This window comes from Rathayibacter sp. AY1C2 (assembly GCF_002931195.1).
Lineage (GTDB): Bacteria > Actinomycetota > Actinomycetes > Actinomycetales > Microbacteriaceae > Rathayibacter.
The window spans coordinates 144,728-163,112 of the sequence record NZ_PSWG01000007.1 but is presented as its reverse complement, the minus strand read 5'-3'; the positions used below and the strand labels follow the sequence as shown (position 1 = coordinate 163,112).

Here is an 18,385-nt window from a genome sequence, read left to right as displayed (position 1 = left end):
CGTCCCGGGTCGCGATGATCCTCGCGGTCCTCGAGCGGCAGGCGGGCATCCCCCTGCGGCGCTGCGACGTCTACGTGTCGACCGTCGGCGGCGGGGGCGGCGTCTAGGGGCAGTGTGCGACGGGCGGCCGCGGCGGATCGGACGCGCACGTGGTCGGGCGGAGCTGTCGGGCAGTGTCCATCGAGCCCGTGTTCGCCTCCGGTGGCGATCCTCGACCATGCGATGGACGGGGGCGCCGGCGGCTCCGAGCGGTGGTCGGGTGCGTGTGCAGCGTGCCGGGGACGCGGCCGTCAGTGCGTGGGCACCCGCTCTGGACGGATGCGCTCGGGAACGGGGACGAGCGCGTGGGTGATCGCGCTCGAGAGGGTGAAGGCGCTGGAGTCGAGGTGCGAGGAGTGCCCGAGTCGTGTCGCTTCGGAGGCGCGCTGCTTCGCTCCGGAGGCGGGCCGGATGTCTCCCGAGAGGCTGATCTCGCCGAACGCGGCGATCCCGGGCCGCAGCGGCGTGTAGGCGTGGGCGGAGGCGATGGCGACTGCGATCGCCAGGTCCGCCGCCGGCTCCATGAGCTTCACGCCGCCGACGGTCGACACGTAGACGTCGCAGCGCCGCAGGGGGATGCCCGCCTGCCGCTCGAGGACCGCGAGGATCATCGCGACCCGGGACGCGTCGACTCCGTTCGTGACGCGGCGGGGGTGCTCGCCGTCGTTCGCGATCACGAGCGCCTGGATCTCGACGGGGAGCGCGCGGCGTCCCTCCATCGCGACCGTGACGCAGATGCCCGGGGTGGGGAAGCGGGTGCGGCTGAGGAACAGACCGCTCGGGTCGGGGATCTCGGCGATGCCCTCGGCGGTCATCTCGAAGCAGCCGACCTCGTCCGTCGGGCCGAAGCGGTTCTTGAGCGAGCGGACGAAGCGCAGTGCCGTCTGCCGGTCGCCCTCGAAGTGGCAGACCACGTCGACCAGGTGCTCGAGCAGGCGCGGCCCCGCGATGGAGCCGTCCTTCGTGACGTGTCCGACGAGCACGAGGGGGAGCGCCCGCTCCTTGCAGACGCGGATGAGGGTCGCGGCGACCTCGCGGACCTGGCTGGGACCGCCGGGCAGGCCGTCGACGGTGTCGCTCGCGACCGTCTGCACCGAGTCGACGATGAGCAGGTCCGGCCGGACCTCGTCGATCTGGCCGAGCACGGTGGCGAGGTCGGTCTCGGCCGCGAGGAAGAGGCTGTCGTGCATCGCGCCGGTGCGCTCGGCTCGCATGCGCACCTGCGCGGCCGACTCCTCCGCGCTGACGTAGAGGACCCGCTGGCCCTCGGCCGCGGCGCGGCTCGCGACCTCGAGCAGGAGGGTCGACTTGCCCACGCCGGGCTCTCCCGAGAGCAGCACGACCGCGCCGGAGACGATCCCGCCGCCGAGCACGCGGTCGAGCTCGCCCACGCCGGTGGGGCGGTGCGCCGCCGACGTGGTCTCGATCTCGGTGATGGGCCGCGCGATGCGGCCGGCGGCCGGAGCCACAGCGGCGACCGCGCGGACGAGGCCGGTGCGCTCGGTGCTCTCGATCACGGAGCCCCACTGCTGGCACTCGCCGCAGCGGCCTACCCACTTCGCGGTCGTCCACCCGCACTCCGAGCAGCGGTACGGGGCGGTGCGCGTCTTCGAGGAGGCCATGAGGTCCTTTCGGGGCGGAGGAAGGGGACGAGCGCGACGCTACGGGGGACCCCCGACACCGCCGCTCGTTCGAACGTGTCTTCGACAGTACCGTCGACCACCGACGCCGCGAGCGGGGCGCGCCAGGCCGGGGGAGAGGTCTCGTGGAGGCCGCCTGTGGAGGAGCGTCGTCGCGGAGGAGCGGAGGCGGAGGATCGCGCCTCGGAGAACGACTCAGCCCCGAGCGCCGCTCCGTCGGCGTCGGACGTCTGCGGGAGACTGGGGGACATGCCCTCGACAGTGCACGTCCTCAAGTCCGGCCGCCCGCTCGGAGTCAGCTGGTCCGGCCCCGAGGGCTCAGAGCGGGTCGTCGTCCTGGCGCATCCCGCTCCCGGCTCCTCGGACTTCGACCCCGACCCGGAGGCGACCGCGCGCCACGGGGTGCGCCTGCTCTCGTTCGACCGCCCAGGCTACGGCGCTTCCTCCCTCCTGACCGACCTCGACCCCGCCGGAGCGGGCGTCGGCGCCAGCCCCGAGCAGGCCGCCGCCGACATCGCCGAGTACCTCGCGACCGTCGGCATCGCCTCCGTCAGCGTCGCCGGCTGGTCGGCGGGAGGCCGCGTGGCCCTCGCGCTCGCCGCGAACTACCCCGGCCTCGTGGAGCGCGTCGCCGTGATCGGCACGCCCGCTCCCGACAGCGCCGTGCCGTGGGTCGGCGACGAGAACCGCGCCGAGCTCGCCCGCTTGGCCGACCTCCCGCTCGACGAGGCCGTCCGCGCGCTCACCCGCACGCTCGAGGGCGCCTTCGGCCCGACCCCAGCCCCGGATGCCCTGCTCGGGATGCTCGGCTCCGGCGACGCCGACACCGCGGTGCTCGAGGCCCCCGGAGTCCGCGAGCGGCTCTCGCGCATGCTCGAGCGTGCCGCCGCCCAGGGCGCCCTCGGCATGGCCGCCGACCTCATCGGCTACGGCGTGCAGGAGTGGGGCTTCGCCGTCGAGTCCGCCGAGCCGCCCGCGCTCCTCCTCTACGGCGCCGAGGACGCGGTCGCCGGCCGCCGCCATGCCGAGTGGTACGCCGCCCGGCTGCCCGACTCCCGCCTCGAGGTCGTGCCCGGCCGCGGCCACCTGCTCGCGATCCCGGAGTGGGACCGCGTGCTCGGCTTCCTCCTCCCCGCCTGACGGCGGCCCGTCCGCTCGATTGGCGCGACTTCCGGCCGTCGCGTACACTCGACCCCGGTACCGTGTCCGAGCGGCCGAAGGAGCATGTCTCGAAAACATGTGTGGGCTTGCGTCCACCGTGGGTTCAAATCCCACCGGTACCGCCAACGAGAAGGGCCCCCCGCTTCCACGGAAGCAGGGGGCCTTCGTCGTTCTCGGCGTCGTGCGGCGGTCGCGACGTGCGGGTAAGCCGGCGCGGAGCAGCCAGGAGCCGCCGGCGCGCAGGGCCCGGTACAGGCGCCTGACCGCGTGGTCGGCCTCGGCCGAGCCGACGTCCGAGAAGGAGCCCGCCCCGCCCCAGAGCCCGAGCGCGTCGGCGGCCGCCGCCCGGACCTCTCGGCGGGTCGTCGCTCCGGCGAACAGCTCGTCGAGCCGGTCCGCGACGCGGGCCCGCGCGCCGTCCTGCTGCGACCGTGCGACGTCGCGCACCTCGGCGACGGCCGCCGTGATCTCGGCGAGCACAGCGGGGATCGTGCGGTCCATCCTCCTGAGCCTAGGAGCGCGAGCGCGAGCGCTGCGAGGCGGCGTGGGTCAGGAGCGTCGCCACGACTCCGACGAGCACGCCCAGCGCGGTCTCGAGCGCCCGGTCGCGCAGCAGCACGAGCTCGTCGACGGGGTGCGCGAGCTCGACCATGAGGATCGCGAGCGGAGTGACGAAGGCGAGGGTCAGACCGTAGTTGCGGCCGACGACGAGCTCGGCGGTCATCTGGAGGAGCACCACCACCACGATCACGGCGAGCGGCGAGAGCGGCAGGGCCAGGAGCGCGGCCGCGATCAGCACTCCGACGATCGTGCCGAGCATCCGGTGGCCCGCGCGCACGAGCCGGGCGCCCGCGTCCGCTCCCGAGACGGCTGCGACGGCGGAGACCATCGCCCAGTAGGGGTGGCCCAGGCCCGTCGCGGTCGGGATGGTGCCTGCCACCAGGACGACGGCCCCGAAGCGGAGCAGGGCGGCGCGCGTCGCCGGACGGGCCGCCGCCGCGCGGAACGAGGTGCGCCACGGCGTCGGGGCGAGGCGGCGTGCGCGGGGGAGCGCGAGACCGCTCAGGCCGACGACGAGCGAGAAGGCGGCGGAGCCCGCGGCGAGAGCGACGGCGAGCGGGATCCGCGAGGGCTCGGACGGGACGGACGCGCACGCCGTGACGGCGAAGACCGGGAACAGCGGGCCGGGCGGGTGCCAGTGCAGGGCGTCGCTGAGGTAGGCCGCCGCGACGGTCACGGCGACCACGACGGGGATGATCAGCCAGTCGCGGTGAGGAGAGAGGGAGACGACGGTGCCGAGGGTCACGGTGGTGACGAGGAACGCGGCGGCCGACAGCTGCATCAGCAGGCGCGGCCGGTGCGTGTGCTGGCGACCGTAGAGGGCCGTGAAGGCGCCGAAGGTCGCGTAGAGGGCGAGATCGGTGCGGCCGAGCGCCCAGAGGACGAGCAGCGGGACGGCGATCGAGACGCCGGCGCGCAGGGCGACGCGATGAGCGCCGGCGTGCGGGCCGAAGGCGAGGAGCTCGCGGGGGTGGGGCAGAACGGGGGTGGCGGCCATCGGGTCCTCTGATCGGGGTCCGAGCGGCGGCGGCCGGAGAAGTGTTTCACGGGTGAAGCAGATATACTTTACGTGTGAATCAGTCTGAAAGCCAGCCGGGCGACGCGGTCGACGAGATCAGGGCGGGCTGGGCGGTGCTGCGGCCCGAACTCGACACCTCCGCCGTCGACGTCGTCGGGCGGCTGATCCGCGCCTCCGCGCTGATCGTCCGGGCGACGGAGGAGCTGCTCGCCGCCCACGGGCTGACCCGCGGCGAGTTCGACGTGCTCTCCACGCTGCGTCGCGCCGGCGCTCCGCGGTCGCCGACGACCCTCCGGACGATCGCCCTCGCCTCCGCTCCCGCGATCACCAAGCGTGTGCACTCGCTGGAGCGGCGGGGCCTGGTGCGGCGCGCCGCGAACCCGGCGGACGGGCGCGGCTCGCTCATCACGCTGACTCGCGAGGGGGAGGAGCTGGTCGACCGGGCCTTCCCCGAGGTGCTCGACGCCGAGCGGGCGCTGCTCTCGGGGGTGCCCGCCGATCTGCGGGCGGAGGCGTCGCGCTCGCTCCGCGCGGTGCTCGCGAGCGTCGAGGCCGCCGCGAGCCGGTGACCCGCGTGGTGACTGCGAGGCGGCGGGCGCTCGCTACCGTGGTCCCATGCGCCTGACCTCGAGCTTCACCGTGCCGACGCGGCCGCCGGTGCTGCAGCTGGTCAAGACGGCGGCGGCCACGGTCGTCACCTGGCTCCTCGCCGGCGTCGTCTTCCCGGGGACGCTGCCCGTCTTCGGCGCGATCGCCGCGCTCCTCGTCGTCGCGCCGAGCATCAACCAGTCGTTCTCCAAGGCCCTCGAGCGCTCGGTCGGCGTCATCATCGGCGTGATCGTCGGATCAGTGATCGGCACGGTGCTCGGCGGCGAGAGCATCATCGTGCTCCTCGCGATCGTGGCCGCGATCGCCGTCGGGTGGGCCGTGCGCCTGACCCCCGCCTCCGCGGTGCAGATCCCGATCAGCGCGATGCTCGTGCTCTCGGTGGGCGCGGTCACGCCGAACTACGCGCTCGACCGCATCCTCGAGACCCTCCTCGGCGCGGCCGTCGGAGTCGTCATCAACGTGCTCATCGTCCCTCCGGTCGTGCTGGCACCGGCCGAGCGGGCGATCGGAGACCTCACCGCTCAGCTCGCCGCCGCCCTCGACGACCTCGGCGACGCCCTCCAGGCCCCCGTCCCGCGACGTCGGCTCGACGAGCTGCTCATCAACGCCCGGCTGCTGCAGACCATGCAGAGCAAGGCGGAGGAGGCGATCGCGACCGGCGAGGAGTCCCTCCGCCTCAACCCGCGCCGCTCCGCCCACCGCGACCGGCTGCTGGCCCTCGACTCCGTCGTCCCGCGGCTGGGGCGCATCGTGACCCGGGTCCGCGGCATGACGCGGACCGTGCACGACCTCTACGACGACGAGCTCGTCGGGGAGCCGACGATCGCCGACATCGCCGTCCAGCTGCACCGGGCCGCCCACGATCTGCGGCTCCTCGTGCAGTCCTCGGTCGACGTTCCCGAGCCGGAGGCGATCACCGACGAGCTGCCCGCTCTCACCGCGCCGCTCGTGATCGCGACTCCGCATCCGCAGCACTGGATCCTGCTGGGGGCGCTCGCCGAGGACCTGCGGCGCATCCGCGAGGAGATCGTCGGCGCGGAGTCCTGACGGGCGGGCGCGGAGTGGCGTCGGCGGGAGGGCTGCTCTTGCTGCGCTCGGCGTCTCACGCCGCGCGACGTGCGGGTCGTGGTGGCCTGTGGTGGTCAGCCGTCCTGCTCGCCGTCCTCCCTCGATCCGCCGCCCTCGACGAGCTCGCCGTCGCCCGCGTCCGGAGCGACCTGGTGCAGTGCCTCCGGATCGCTCGCCTCGGCGTGGAGGGTCTTGCCCTCGGCGATGAGGGAGTCGTCGTCCACGAGGATCCCGGCCAGCTCGGTGATGCGTCCCCGGAGAGCGCCGATCGGGTCCTCGGTGGGCGCGTCCTCCTCGGAGTGGTCGACCTCCGAGTCGGGGTAGCGGCGGAGGGCGGCCTCGTCCCGGTCGGGCTGCGGCGCCCGCGCGTGCTCGACGCAGAGGCGGGCGACCTCCTCCGCGTGCGCATGCATCACGGAGTGGGAGGCGTCGGGGATCTCCCAGGCCCGCGCGTGCGGCATCGACCGGGCGATCTCCTCCGCCCACTCGCGCGGAACGAGCCGGTCGAACTCGCCGCGGATGACGAGGGCGGACGCGCGGATCCGGGGGACGGTCTCCTCGATCCGGTAGTGCATCATCTCGGGCAGCACGCGGGAGAACCAGCGCGGTCCGCAGAGGAGGTAGGCGCCCGCGGCGAGGATCGCGACCTTGAGGGGCTCGCGGACGCTCGACTGGGCGAAGCGGAGCGCGGCGGTCGGGAGGCGGCGCTCGTGCCGGTTCATCACGGGTCCGAGCAGGACGATGGTGGTCAGCTCCGGACGGCGCGCGGCGAGCTCGGCCACCACCTGCGTCCCCATCGAGTGGCCGAGGACGACGGGATCGTCGAGGCCGAGCTCGTCGATGACGGCGCCGACCAGCTCGGCGTAGTCGCCGATGTCCATGCGCCGCGCGTCGATCGGGTGCGGTACGCCGCCGAAGCCCGGCAGGTCGAGAGCGTGCACCGGACCGAACTCGTTGAGCGCGGGCGCGAGGCGCTCGAAGTAGGTGGCCGCGACTCCGATCCCCGGCACGAGGACGAACGTGCGCTCGCCGTCGCGCCCCACTGTGCTCACCCGCGCCCAGACGTCTCGGTGGTGCACCCGCTGGACCGAGACGTCGGTGCTGCGGGTGCGGCGGTGCGGATCCCGCCCCCGGGAGCGCGTGGTCGCGAAGACGTCGCGGACTCCGCGCCGCAGGGTCGTGGCGAGAGTGGGGAGGAGGTCGCTCGGGCGGAGCACGGGGCCTCCTTCGATCGGGGGAGTCGGTCGCTGCGAGCCTAGGCGCTCGCCGCCGGGCTCAGATCAGCATGTCGTCCGACCTGTGGAGGATCAGGCGGGCCGGCCCGGTGTGGAGGACGCCGTTCGTCAGGGGGGGCGGTGCGGACGCCGCCGCGCCTCCGCATCGCCCGGAACGCCCCGGGGGCGAGCACGACGTCCATCCAGGCGCAGGGGTTGGCCGGTCGTCCGCCCTGGAACTCGATCCGCTCCCCGCCCTGCTCGATCGCGAACGTGCGGCTGGCGAGCGCATCGACGTCGGCGCCGCGGACGAGGATGTTGCGGCGGGCGTCGGCGGGGTCGAAGGGCCCTGCGCCGAGCTCGGCGGCGATGTGCTCGAGGGTCTCGACCGCGAAGAGCGTGATCGCCGCGGGGCGGTGCGCGCGCTGGGCGAAGAAGCGGTCGCCGACGATGCCGAGGCCTGCGCGGATCTCGATCCGCTCGGGCTGCTCGTTGCCCTCGGACGGCACCGGGCCATCGGCGGGGCGGCCCTCGTAGCGGTGCAGCGGAGAGACGACGAAGCCCACGAGCTCGATCGCGGCGGCCTCCATGAGCCCACGGTACGCCGTGAGGGGGAGCAGCGGCGTCCGCCCGTCGGAGGCTCTGCGACGCGTTCCGAATTGCCAGGGAGGAATGGGCGCCCGGGCGCCACAGGAGCGTCCAGGGAGGGAGCCCTCGCTGCCGCCGCCGCCGATTCGCGGAGGGGGCTCCCGACATGTATAGTCGTACCTCGTTGCGTGAGCCTCTGGCCCACGCGATGGATTGCGCCCGTAGCTCAACGGATAGAGCATCTGACTACGGATCAGAAGGTTGGGGGTTCGAATCCCTCCGGGCGCACTCTGGTTGAGACAGAGCAGAACGGCCCGCTTCGGCGGGCCGTTCTCGTTTTAACGGTCGCGGGTTCCGGTGGGTGTCGCCGTCGGTCTCACGGAGAGCGCACGGCGACGGTACGGCCGGTCCTCCGCCTTCAAGGGCGTGTCCTCTCCACGTCGTCGACAGTGCGGGACGTCCTTGGCCCGCGAGCTCATCGGCACCCGCGATCACGCCTCGCACGCTCTGCGATCACGTGACCGGACCGCGCCGCTCGCCCCTTCCCGCGCGCCGTTTCCTCCTCCACAGCGCCCATCTCGCGCCGTTCTCCACGGATGCAGCTGCCCCTACTGCGAGGACGTCGAACCGAGCAATACTCTCCTTCCGTGGGGCTGAACGGTCGCCGCCGACGCAGTGCGCTCGGTCGGCAGAGGAGAGGACACCGGATGAGTCGAACGGAACAGTCGGGGCGGGACGAGCGCGGACGACCCCGAGCGCGGACGGCACGAGCGCTGGTCGGCACGACGGCGGGCTGCGTGCTCGTGAGCGGGCTGCTGGGCGGAGGCCTCGCGCCGCCGCCCGCCCTCGCCGCCGACGGTCCTCACACGACGATCGAGAACACCCTCCTGCAGGGAGGCGCGACGAACGCCGGCGTGACGACCGTCTCGGCCTGGGTCCAGAAGGGCGAGACGCTCCGGGTGGACCTCCACCCGCTCCAGGCGGGCTCGGGGACCGGCGAGGGCGAGACCGGCGGCGGTACCGCCCGGGTGACGGCTCCGGGCGGAGCCGTCCTCGACGAGCAGGACTTCGCGCCCGGAGCGGCGCCCTCGGTGTCCGCCGGGGGCTCGTTCGTGGCGGACGAGACCGGGGTCTTCCAGATCCGGGTGTCCGACGACGACGTGACGGCGCCGGTGAACCTCGTCTGGAGCATCGGCGTCCAGGACGCGCGGGGCGCGGCGGTCGCGGGCCGGGTGTGGTCCGAGTCCTATGCGATCCAGTCCGGGGCGAAGGAGTCCTACTCCTCGCCCGAGGAGCGGCGCTCCTCCTTCACGCTTCACGCCGTCACGGAGACGGGCGCCCGCTACGAGCTGGGGCTGCGCGGCTACGACGGAGTCGCCTCGACGGTCCAGGCCACGAACAAGGGCAATGTGAAGGTCGGGTCGTCCGATCCGTCCTACCTCTCGGTCCCCATGCCGCAGTCGAGCGAGGCGGGCGGGATCGGGGCTCAGTACGTGCAGGCGTCCGGACGCTCCGGGATCGACGGCCTGCAGACCTACAAGCTCTTCCTGGACCCGCCGTCGTCCGACCTGCCGGAGTCGATCGCTCCGGCTTACCGCGCGCCGACGATCGAGGGCCTCGCCTTCCGGCGGTCGTCCGCGGGCTCCGACGCGGGCACGCTGACGGGCGTCCTGGGGACGCAGCCGGGCACCGTCGTCGTGGACGTCGATGCGGACGGGGACGGCTCCTACGACAGCGAGCGCGACGTGCACCTCACCCGGATCGCGGGGACGACCGGTCCCTTCTCGGTCGACTGGGACGGACGGGACGCGAAGGGCGGAACCGTCGACGTGACCGACCCCGACGTCACCTTCCGCGCCTCCATCGGTCGCACGAACGAGTTCCACTTCACGCGGGTCGACGCCGAGACGTCCGCCGGCGGCGTGTCCGTCGTGCGGTCGACCGGCGGCGGCGACGACCCGTCGACGGTGCACTGGGACGACTCGCTCCTCGCCGGATCGAACTCGGAGCGGTACTCCGGCACCTCCGCGGTGACGTCCGGCGACGGCGGCACCGACTCGTCCGGCGGGGTGCACCGCTGGGAGGGCGACGACTCCGGGCGGGGCCGCGTCCCCAACGCCAACGACTCGGTGCACGGCTCCTACGGCGACCTGCGGGCGATCGACGACTGGGCCTACGGCTCGGACGGTGCGGTCGCGGTCGCACGCCTCGATCCGCTCGCGCCGCACGTGAGCATCGCGAAGACCTCGTCGGTCGACTCCGCCACTCCGCTGCTCCGCGGCGCCCGCGTGCCCTACCGGGTGACGCTGACCTCGGACGGGACCGGGGACTACTCCGACGCCGCCGTCATCGACTACCTCGACAAGGGCGTGCTCGACGACGCCGAGCTCGACGCCGTCTCCCTCCGCACCTCGCAGGGCACGGCCACGATCGACGCGGAGACGGGCCGCATCTCCTGGGCGGCCGGCAGCCTGCCGGTCGGGGCGACGGCCGAGCTGACCTTCGACGTGATCGTGACCGGCGAGGGGGACCGTGCGCTGACGAACACGGCCTGCCTCGCCGATGCGCCCTTCGCTCCCGCCTCGTCCGGCACGGGGACCGACGCGAATCCCTGCGCCACCGTCCCGCACGACATCGGCGAGGGGTCGCTCCTGATCCGGAAGACCGCGTCCCAGGCGAGCGCCGAGCACGGCGGCACGGCGGGCTTCGACATCGTCGTGGCGAACACCGGAACGGTCGACGCGACGGACGTGACCGTGACCGACGTCCCGACGCTCGACCACCTGCTCGAGGCGACCATCGAGAACGGCGCCGGAGGAACGCAGCCGGCCACGGAGCCCGTCACGGGTCTCGACATCCCCGCCGGCGGCCAGGTGTCGCTGCACGTCAGCGGCCGGGTCGCCGACGGGTACGACGCCGCGACCCTGCCCAACCGCGTCTCGATCACCCACCAGCCCGAGGGCTTCGACCCGCCGACGGTCGAGAACGCCTGCGTTGACGATGCGACGTCGTCCTGCGCCGAGATCCCGGTGCCGCCCGTCGAGGGCAGGCTCTCCATCGAGAAGACGGCGATCGGGAATCAGGTCGACCACGGCGGGCGTGCCGGGTTCCGGATCGTGGTCGCCAACGAGGGGGCTCGCCCGGCGGACGGGGTGACCCTCACCGACATCCCCGAGCTCGCGCACCTGAGCGACGTCACGATCTCCCGGGACGGCGGCCCGGCGTCGTCCGACCTGACTGTCGAGAACCTGTCTCTGGCAGCGGGAGCGTCGACGACGTTCACCGTGACCGGACGGGTCGCCGACGGCGTGGACGCGTGGACCATCCCCAACCGGGCGCGCCTGACCGAGGTCCCGGAGGGCTTCGATCCGACGACCGTCCTGCACCCGTGCGCGGACGACGGCGGAGCCAGCTGCGCCCAGGTGGCGGTGCCTCCGGTCGGACTCGTGCCGACGGTGCTCGCCTCGACGGGAGCGGCGGCCGGGCCCCTCGCGGCCGGAGCGGGCGCTCTGCTCCTGGCCGGCGGCGCCCTGACGGCGCTGCGCCGTCGCTCGACCCGCACCTCGTGAACCGGAGCCCGGGCCGCTGCAGCGCGGCCCGGGCTCCCGGACCCTCTCCTCGAAAGGCACTACTGCATGACCGAGCACGGCCTCCCGTACCGCATCACCGAGCGCTTCCCTCTCCCCGATGGACGCGTCGGCGTCAGCACCTGGTGGTCCGCCGACCCGGAGCAGCTGGAGCAGCAGCTCCGCACGCGCTCCGGACATCCGCATCCCGAGAGGGAGCCGGTCCGGAGACTGCACCTCGCGACCGCGACGATCGTGCTGATCGAGGAGCGGACCGCTGGAGGCTTCCGCCCGCTCGACCCCCACCTCCGGGCCCGCACCGATCCGCGCTGGCGCCGGGCTCTCCTGCGGTCGCGCAGGTCGGCCCGGCTCCGACGGGTCATCGGTCCGCGGGACCTGCCGAGGACGGATCCGCCGGTCGAGGTGTCAAGGCACGTCGATGCGACACGTCGAGTGTGAAGGAGGCGGGCGGAGAGCTCGGCACCTGATGCGCGGTGAGGGTCTCCTCGCAAGGACGCCGTCGGGTCAGGCGGCTTCCTCGAGGTCGTCCTCGACTGCGACGGGCGCGTCGACCGGGGCGCACGGGGGAGCCGACTCGGCTGGGGATGCCGAGGCCGCGATGCGCGAGCGCTCGAGCCCGGCGAGGAGCACGGCGAAGGCCTCCTCGAGCTCGGCGGTGTCGCGGAGCAGGACGCGCTCGCCGCTCGTCGGATCGAGGCGGACCGTCCGGTAGGCCGGGCGGGGGAGATCGGAGACCAGGGTGATGATGCCGAGGACGACGCCGCTGCGGCGGGCGCGCGCGGTCCAGCGGTTGGCGTGGGTGCGGAGAAGGATCATGACCGGGGCCGTCCTCGGTGACGTGGTGCAGGAGCGGGGGGAGGGGGGTGTCGCTGGCGGTGCGGGGATCCTCTCGAAGCTTGCTGCACGAAGGGCCACCGCTTCCTGTGCTTGACAGCAGAGCCGAGCAGCGGTCACCGGCGCCGGGCGGCCGCCGCGGCGTGCAGGGCCCGCAGGAACTCGGGGACGACCGGGTTCCCGGTGTCGCGGGCGAGCACACCGATCTCACGGCTCGCGCCCGGATCGTCGATCGGGATCTCGCGGACGTCGTCGTCGACCGAGGACGGGCTCGGCGGCAGGATCGTGAGTCCGAGGCCGGCTGCCGCGAGTCCTCGGGCGGCGCGGTAGTCGCCGACCTCGAACGCCGGCACCGGGTCGCGGCCGTCCACGGCGAGCAGGCGCCGGGCCGACTCGTGGAGGCCGTAGCCGGGCGCCAGCATGATCAGGTCGAGGCCGCGGAGGTCCTCGACCGTGACCGAGCGCCGCGAGGCCAGCGGATGACGAGGGTCCACGACCGCGAGGAGAGGCTCCGAGTAGAGGGTCGTCGTGGTGGTGCCGGGGAGATCGGGCGGATCCCCGACGATCGCCAGCTCGGACTCGCCCTCCGCCACGGCCCGCAGGCAGAGCGCTCGGGAGCCGTGCCGGAGCCCGAAGCCGACCTGCGGCCAGCGGCGGCGGAACCGGCGGATCACATCCGGCACGAAGCTCTCCCCGAGGAGCGTCTGGAAGGCGAGGTCGATCCGGCCGTGCTCCACGTCGCCCGCCTGCCGCACCTCCGCGAGGCCGGCGCGGATCACCGACATGCCGTCCTGAGCGGCCTCGGCGAGACGGGTCCCCGCCTCCGTCAGCACCACCCCGCGGCCCTCCCGGCGGACCAGGGGAGTGCCGACCAGAGCGGACAGCCGGGCGAGCGACCGGCTCGCGGTCGGCTGCGGGATCCCGAGCTCGGCTGCCGCCGCCGTGACGCTCCCGGTCTGGGCGACCGCGACGAGCAGGGGCAGGAGGCGGAGGGTCGCGGGCCAGTCGTCGGACACTCCACCACCCTAGATCCAGACATGACCAGAACGCATGAACAGGACGAGAAAGGGCATTAGTGATGCACCCGCAGGCGGTCTACCGTCGGAATCATGAGCACCGCCGCACGCACCCGACCGATGCGCGCAGCGGCGCCCTTCTCGCAGCGGCGGCTGACCATCGCCCTCCTCGCCGCCGGGGTCGCGACCTTCGCCGAGCTCTACGCCGTGCAGAGCGTCCTCCCGCAGCTCGCGCGGGAATGGGCCCTCGCCCCGTCCGACGCCGCGCTCACCGTCTCGGCCGCGACCCTCGGACTGGCGCTCTCGGTGCTGCCGTGGGCCTCGGTGGCCGAGCGCATCGGACGGCTCGAATCCATGCGGATCGCTGTCCTCACGTCCGTGGTCCTGGCGCTGCTCGCCTGCGTCGCCCCGACCTTCGAGCTCCTGCTCGTCCTGCGCTTCCTCGGGGGAGCGGCACTGGGTGCCGTCCCGGCGCTCGCCGTCGCGGCGATCCACGACCGGGTCGGAGGCGCCGGAGCGACGGCCGCCGCGACCGCCTACGTCTCCGGGACCACGATCGGCGGTGCCGCCGGACGACTGCTCGCCGGACCGCTCGCGGCGGCGCTCGGATGGCGCGGCGCACTGCTCGTCGTGACGGCCGTCTGCGCGGCGGCGGCGATCGTCTTCGCCGTGCTCGCGCCCCGGGGCGGCGGCGCGCGCGAGGCTGCTCCCGGCGGCTGGCGAGGGAAGACGGCGCAGGTGCTCCGCGATCCGATGCTCGTCGCGATCGCGCTGCAGACGTTCCTCGCGGTCGGCGTGTTCGTCGCGGTCTACAACTACCTGGCGTTCCGGCTCGAGGCGCCGCCGTTCGCGCTGGCGCCCGCGCTCGTCTCCCTCCTCTTCGCCGCCTACCTCGCGGGAACCGTCTCCTCCCGGCTCGCGGGGAGATGGGGGCCGCGGATCGGTCCCCGCCTCGTCATGCGGATCGGCGTCGCCCTGATGATCGTCGGACTGCTGGTGATGCTCGCCGAGAACGTCGCCGTGGTGATCGCCGGACTCCTCGTCTTCACGGCCGGCTTCTTCGCCCTGCACGCGACCGGCGCCGCCTGGACGGGAGCGCGCGCGGCTCCGGCACTCCGCGGGCACGCCGGCGCGGTCTACACGATCGCCTTCTACGCGGGCTCGGCCGCCGGCGGCTGGCTCCTCGGCCTGGCCGTCGGATCCGGTGGCTGGCCGGCGCTGACGGCGGTGACGATCGGCCTGCTGCTGGTCGGAGCGGGGATCGTCAGCCTCCCGTCGCGCACCACCGCGGCCGGGCGCTGAACCCCCGCCTCCGCCGACCGCACCCCGAGCTCCGCCCGACACCTCCCCGCAGCGGGCGAGGTGCGACATGATGGCCCGACTGCACGAAGCGGGGGACGGCATGGCGCGGAGCACCGGAGCGGACGGCTCCCCACGCGAGAGCGGCGGGACGGACGAGGGCGGCACCGACCCGCGCTACCACGCGGGCTTCCAGCGCGGCTACGACGGACGCGGCGCCGAGCGGCGCGGCAGCGGTGAGGAGCGCCTCCGCTCCCCGTTCCTGTCGGGCGGGGCTGCGGGCACCGGGCGATCGGCTGTCCGGCGAGGTGGCGGGTCCGCTCCCGATCAGGAGGACGTGCGATCGGTCGGCGGCCCGACGGGCTCCCGAGCCTCCGGCCGACGGACGGCTCCGGAGCGCGAGAGATCGGCGGTGCGGGCCGTCCCGACACCCGCGGAGCCGACCGCGCCCCGACCCGCAGAGCCGACAGTCCCACTCCCGACCGAGCCGACCGTCCCGCTTCCCGCCGAACCCGACCCCGCTCCCGGCGACGCGGCACCCGACTCCGGTGACCGCCGCGACGCGACCGACGCCGACCCCCGCCCCGCTGTCTCCACTCGCCGCATCGCCGGAGCCCTGGGGGTCGTCGGCGCCGTGAGCGTCCTCGTCGGACTCCTCGCCCTCTGGAACAGCTCCCACAGCTGGTACGACTACTCGCCGTCGCAGAGCGCCTTCGGGCCCGAGCAGTACCTCCGCGTGCTCAGCGACAACGCGATCGGACCGTTCCTCACCGTCGGCCTGATCGCCCTCGGCCTGGCGGTCGTGGTGCCGCTGCTGAAGGCTCCCCGCCGATGAAGCGGGTCCGCCTGCTCTGGGCCGCCGCCATCGCGGTCACCGTCGTCCTCTGGGCCGCAGTGCTCGCGCTCCCGGTCGTGGTCCTCCTGCTGCCGAACCAGTACCAGGGCGATTCGATCACGGTCCCGCCGGAGCTCTACGTGCGGCAGGCGCTCGCGATGGTCGCGCCGCCGCTCCAGACCGCCGCCCTGGTGATGCTGGGAGCGCTGATCGTCGTCGCGGTCGCGCGGCGCCCGCCGGCGAAGGCCCGTACGACGGACGCGGCGAGCGGCTGGGACGACGCCGTGCTCCTCGACCCGGACGGCCGCGAGCAGCGCGGGACGGGCCCCGCAGGCCGCTGAGCATCCGCTGCTGCGTCGGAATCCACTCGCTCCTCCCCGGTCGGAAGCCGCTCCTCCGGATGCACCCGCCCTTCACGCCGGCAGCAGCTGGAACCGCTCCCGCGCCGCTCCGCCGGCGACGAGGTCCGCGAGCAGCTCGCCCAGGACCGGGCCGAACGTGAAGCCGTGCCCCGAGAACCCGGTCGCCAGAGTCACGCGGCCCACGCGGTCGAGCACGAAGTCCTCGTCGGGCGTGCTGTCGTAGAGGCAGCTGATCGGAGCGGCGCTCGCCGCGTCCACGCCCGGGATCCACTCCGCGACGTAGCCGACGAGGCGGGCGAGCGCTCGGGGCTCGGGCTCGAAGGTGCGCTCGTCCGGATCGACGACGACTCCGGTGCTGTGCTCGCCCACCTTCACCCCGACTCCGGGCGTCGCGAGCCCGTAGACGACGGGCAGGCCGGCGCGGTGGTGGGCGAAGCTCGGCCAGGAGTCGAGGGGCAGGTCGGTCGCGAAGTGCGCGGGCTGCTCCTGCGTCACGCGCAGCGGAGGGAGGCGTCGGCCGGCCGCGCGGACGAGGCCGTTCACGAGCGGCGGCGTCCAGGATCCGCCGGCCACGACGACCGCGTCGGCGTCGAGGGCGCCGTCGGTGGTCAGCACGCGCACGTCGTCGGCGCGCTCCTCGATGCCCAGCACTCGCGTCCGCGTCCGGAGGACAGCGCCGCGTCCGAGGGCGGAGTCGAGCATCGCGTCGATCGCGGCCGCCGCGTCGAGGCGTCCGCCCTCGGGGTGCAGCAGGACGTCGGTCTCGAAGCGGAGTCCCGGCCAGCGCCGCTGCGCCTCGTCCGCCTCGACCCGCACCACGGGGATCCGGTCGCGCAGGAGGACCGCCTCGACGGCGGCCAGGACGGCGGGGTCGCCGTGGTCGATCGCGCCGACCGGATGCAGCAGGCGGCGGCCGGTCTCGGCTTCGAGCCGTGCCCAGGCGCGCCCGGCCCGTCCGGTGAGGGCGCGGTAGTCGTCCTCGAGGTAGCCGCGGCGGAAGATGCGCGTCTCGCCGTGGGACGACCCGCGGTCGTGGCCCCGCTCGAACTGCTCGACGAGCACCACGCGATCGCCGCGCTCGGTGAGGGCGCGGGCTGTCGCCGCTCCGACCAGGCCGGCTCCGACGACGACGACCTCTCGGGTCACGGGGTCTCCCGGGAGGCGCGGCGCACGCCGAGCAGGACGACCAGGCGGAGGAACCCGACGAGTCCCATGCCGATCAGTGCGGCGATCAGCATCAGCACGGCGACACCGGCCACCCAGGTCGTGTCGCCCGTCACCGACTGAGCTGCGAACTCGGTGCAGAACAGCGCCAGCCCCGCGTAGCTCAGGATGAGGACGGTGATCGTCCCGGGGCGGCGGAGGCGCTGCGCGGGCGTCCGCCAGAGGGCGGGCGGCTCGAGCCAGCGGCGCAGCAGCCGGATCACGAGGGTGCCGACCAGGCCGAGGAAGCCGGCCGCGATCAGGATGATGCCCGCGCCTCCCAGCCCCGACGCCTCGACGCCGGCCAGCTCGAGGGCGATCCCGATCGCGACGCCGACGGCTCCTGCGCCGCCCGCGATCATCGCCGCCCACACTCCGAAGCCGCCGCGGAGGACGCTCTCACGCTCGGGACGTGACGGGTCGGCGTCCATCGGACGCTGCTGACGCGGACGGATCGGCGCAGGGGGAGCCGACGCCGGCGCTGCTGCCGGAGCGGCCGCGGCCTCGGACACGCCCCAGACCGGAGCGGCGTCCGGCGTCTGCGACTCGATCACGTTCTCGCGCACCGGCACGTAGCGCAGCGGCGCGTCGATCCGCACCTGCGGCCGCCCGCGCACGACGATGGTCGCCCCCAGGTCGGCCCCGCGCTCCAGCGCGACGGGTCCGAGGAGGAGCCCGACCGCCGGATCGATCCGCCACGCGTCCGACCGGGGAGCCGACCCGTACCACTCCGCCGACACGGCCCCGCCGAGATCGACCGAGATCGGCCGCCCGTCGCTGTAGCTCGTCACCGGCACGAGCGAGCGGCCGGAGTTGCGCACCCGCGCGCCCACCCGCCACCAGCCGTCCCCGGCGTGCGTCAGCCGCACCTCGACGTCGACCAGCGACGCCGGCACCGCCCGCCGCCGTCCGATGACCACCGCGACGACCGCGAGCCCGGCGATGACCAGCCCGCCGAGCAGGCCGACCACTCCGATGAAGATCTCCATGGGAGCAGTCAAGCAGGCGCGGGTCGACGGCGCGGGCGCGACGAGGTGGCCTCCGGGAGGCTCGAGCCCGGTCGTCGACGCCGTCGCTCCGCGCGGCCGCGTCCTCCTCGACGCTCGGCCTGACCGCGAGCCCGGAGCCGGTCACTCCGCATACTGAGGAGGCGCGTCGCGTCGACCGCATCGCGGGTCTCGTCGCAGGAGGGGTCGATCATGCGCCACTGGTCAGCTGCCCCCGTGCGCGGGCGCCCTCGGCGGCGGGCCGGTGCGGTCCTTGCTCTGCTGGGGGCCGCGGCGCTCGCCGTCGCAGCCGTCGCGCTGTCGGAGACGGCGGGAGGAGGCGGACCGGCGGCGGTATCCTCCCC

General features: G+C 74.3%; 15 protein-coding genes and 2 tRNA genes. 9 read left to right on the top strand and 8 right to left on the bottom strand.

Features of this window, described 5'->3' with window-relative positions; all coding sequences use genetic code 11:
• Positions 1-290: 290 nt before the first annotated feature.
• The gene (gene radA, locus C5C55_RS07905) at positions 291-1,661 is read right to left on the bottom strand and encodes a DNA repair protein RadA (protein WP_104224086.1); all 1,371 of its coding nucleotides are present in this window, start codon (positions 1,659-1,661) and stop codon (positions 291-293) included.
• A gap of 267 nt (positions 1,662-1,928) precedes the next feature.
• Here radA and C5C55_RS07900 point away from each other — a divergent pair, with 267 nt between their 5' ends.
• Both C5C55_RS07900 and C5C55_RS07895 read left to right on the top strand, forming a co-directional pair.
• Complete coding sequence (locus C5C55_RS07900) at positions 1,929-2,819, top strand: alpha/beta fold hydrolase (RefSeq protein ID WP_104233500.1); 891 nt, start codon at positions 1,929-1,931, stop codon at positions 2,817-2,819.
• A gap of 56 nt (positions 2,820-2,875) precedes the next feature.
• A tRNA-Ser gene (locus C5C55_RS07895) sits at positions 2,876-2,965 on the top strand.
• Positions 2,966-3,351: 386 nt separating this feature from the next.
• Here C5C55_RS07895 and C5C55_RS07890 read toward each other — a convergent pair.
• Positions 3,352-4,398, bottom strand: a complete 1,047-nt coding sequence (locus tag C5C55_RS07890; protein WP_104233499.1) for an FUSC family protein — start codon at positions 4,396-4,398, stop codon at positions 3,352-3,354.
• Positions 4,399-4,472: 74 nt separating this feature from the next.
• On the opposite strand from C5C55_RS07890, the gene C5C55_RS07885 reads away from it, so the two are divergent.
• Together C5C55_RS07885 and C5C55_RS07880 are read left to right on the top strand one after the other, a co-directional pair.
• Positions 4,473-4,988: a MarR family winged helix-turn-helix transcriptional regulator gene (locus C5C55_RS07885; protein ID WP_104233498.1), complete on the top strand. Its 516-nt coding sequence runs from the start codon at positions 4,473-4,475 to the stop codon at positions 4,986-4,988.
• A 46-nt stretch (positions 4,989-5,034) separates the two neighbouring features.
• Positions 5,035-6,075, top strand: coding sequence for an aromatic acid exporter family protein (locus C5C55_RS07880; RefSeq protein ID WP_104225996.1), 1,041 nt, complete (start codon positions 5,035-5,037; stop codon positions 6,073-6,075).
• Positions 6,076-6,170: 95 nt separating this feature from the next.
• Here the strand turns inward: C5C55_RS07880 and C5C55_RS07875 are convergent, their stop codons facing one another.
• Positions 6,171-7,313 carry an alpha/beta fold hydrolase gene (locus C5C55_RS07875; protein WP_104339728.1) on the bottom strand — a complete coding sequence of 381 codons (1,143 nt, stop codon included), beginning with the start codon at positions 7,311-7,313 and terminating at the stop codon, positions 6,171-6,173.
• A gap of 38 nt (positions 7,314-7,351) precedes the next feature.
• Positions 7,352-7,900, bottom strand: a complete 549-nt coding sequence (locus C5C55_RS07870; RefSeq protein WP_104233496.1) for an MOSC domain-containing protein — start codon at positions 7,898-7,900, stop codon at positions 7,352-7,354.
• Positions 7,901-8,113: 213 nt separating this feature from the next.
• Between C5C55_RS07870 and C5C55_RS07865 the strand changes: the two genes are divergently transcribed.
• Positions 8,114-8,186, top strand: a tRNA-Arg gene (locus C5C55_RS07865).
• Between the two features lie 419 nt (positions 8,187-8,605).
• Entirely contained in the window at positions 8,606-11,467 is a 2,862-nt protein-coding gene (locus C5C55_RS07860; RefSeq protein WP_146080908.1) for a DUF11 domain-containing protein, read from the top strand.
• A 522-nt stretch (positions 11,468-11,989) separates the two neighbouring features.
• On the opposite strand, the gene C5C55_RS07850 is transcribed toward C5C55_RS07860, so the two are convergent.
• Positions 11,990-12,301 carry a hypothetical protein gene (locus tag C5C55_RS07850; protein WP_104233493.1) on the bottom strand — a complete coding sequence of 104 codons (312 nt, stop codon included), beginning with the start codon at positions 12,299-12,301 and terminating at the stop codon, positions 11,990-11,992.
• Positions 12,302-12,435: 134 nt separating this feature from the next.
• Complete coding sequence (locus tag C5C55_RS07845; protein ID WP_104233492.1) at positions 12,436-13,335, bottom strand: LysR family transcriptional regulator; 900 nt, start codon at positions 13,333-13,335, stop codon at positions 12,436-12,438.
• Positions 13,336-13,428: 93 nt separating this feature from the next.
• Between C5C55_RS07845 and C5C55_RS07840 the strand changes: the two genes are divergently transcribed.
• The 3 genes from C5C55_RS07840 to C5C55_RS07830 all read left to right on the top strand — a co-directional run bounded on the left by C5C55_RS07840 (position 13,429) and on the right by C5C55_RS07830 (position 15,810).
• Positions 13,429-14,637, top strand: a complete 1,209-nt coding sequence (locus C5C55_RS07840; protein ID WP_104233491.1) for an MFS transporter — start codon at positions 13,429-13,431, stop codon at positions 14,635-14,637.
• Between the two features lie 70 nt (positions 14,638-14,707).
• Positions 14,708-15,469, top strand: a complete 762-nt coding sequence (locus C5C55_RS07835; protein WP_181067809.1) for a hypothetical protein — start codon at positions 14,708-14,710, stop codon at positions 15,467-15,469.
• Positions 15,466-15,810, top strand: coding sequence for a hypothetical protein (locus C5C55_RS07830; protein ID WP_104233489.1), 345 nt, complete (start codon positions 15,466-15,468; stop codon positions 15,808-15,810). Before C5C55_RS07835 ends, C5C55_RS07830 begins: the two co-directional genes overlap by 4 nt.
• Positions 15,811-15,882: 72 nt before the next feature.
• Here C5C55_RS07830 and C5C55_RS07825 read toward each other — a convergent pair whose 3' ends face one another.
• Together C5C55_RS07825 and C5C55_RS07820 are read right to left on the bottom strand one after the other, a co-directional pair.
• Positions 15,883-16,977 carry an FAD-dependent oxidoreductase gene (locus tag C5C55_RS07825; RefSeq protein ID WP_104233488.1) on the bottom strand — a complete coding sequence of 365 codons (1,095 nt, stop codon included), beginning with the start codon at positions 16,975-16,977 and terminating at the stop codon, positions 15,883-15,885.
• Entirely contained in the window at positions 16,974-18,023 is a 1,050-nt protein-coding gene (locus C5C55_RS07820) for a hypothetical protein (RefSeq protein WP_104233487.1), read from the bottom strand. The genes C5C55_RS07825 and C5C55_RS07820 overlap by 4 nt, the downstream gene beginning before the upstream one ends.
• Between the last annotated feature and the right edge of the window lie 362 nt (positions 18,024-18,385).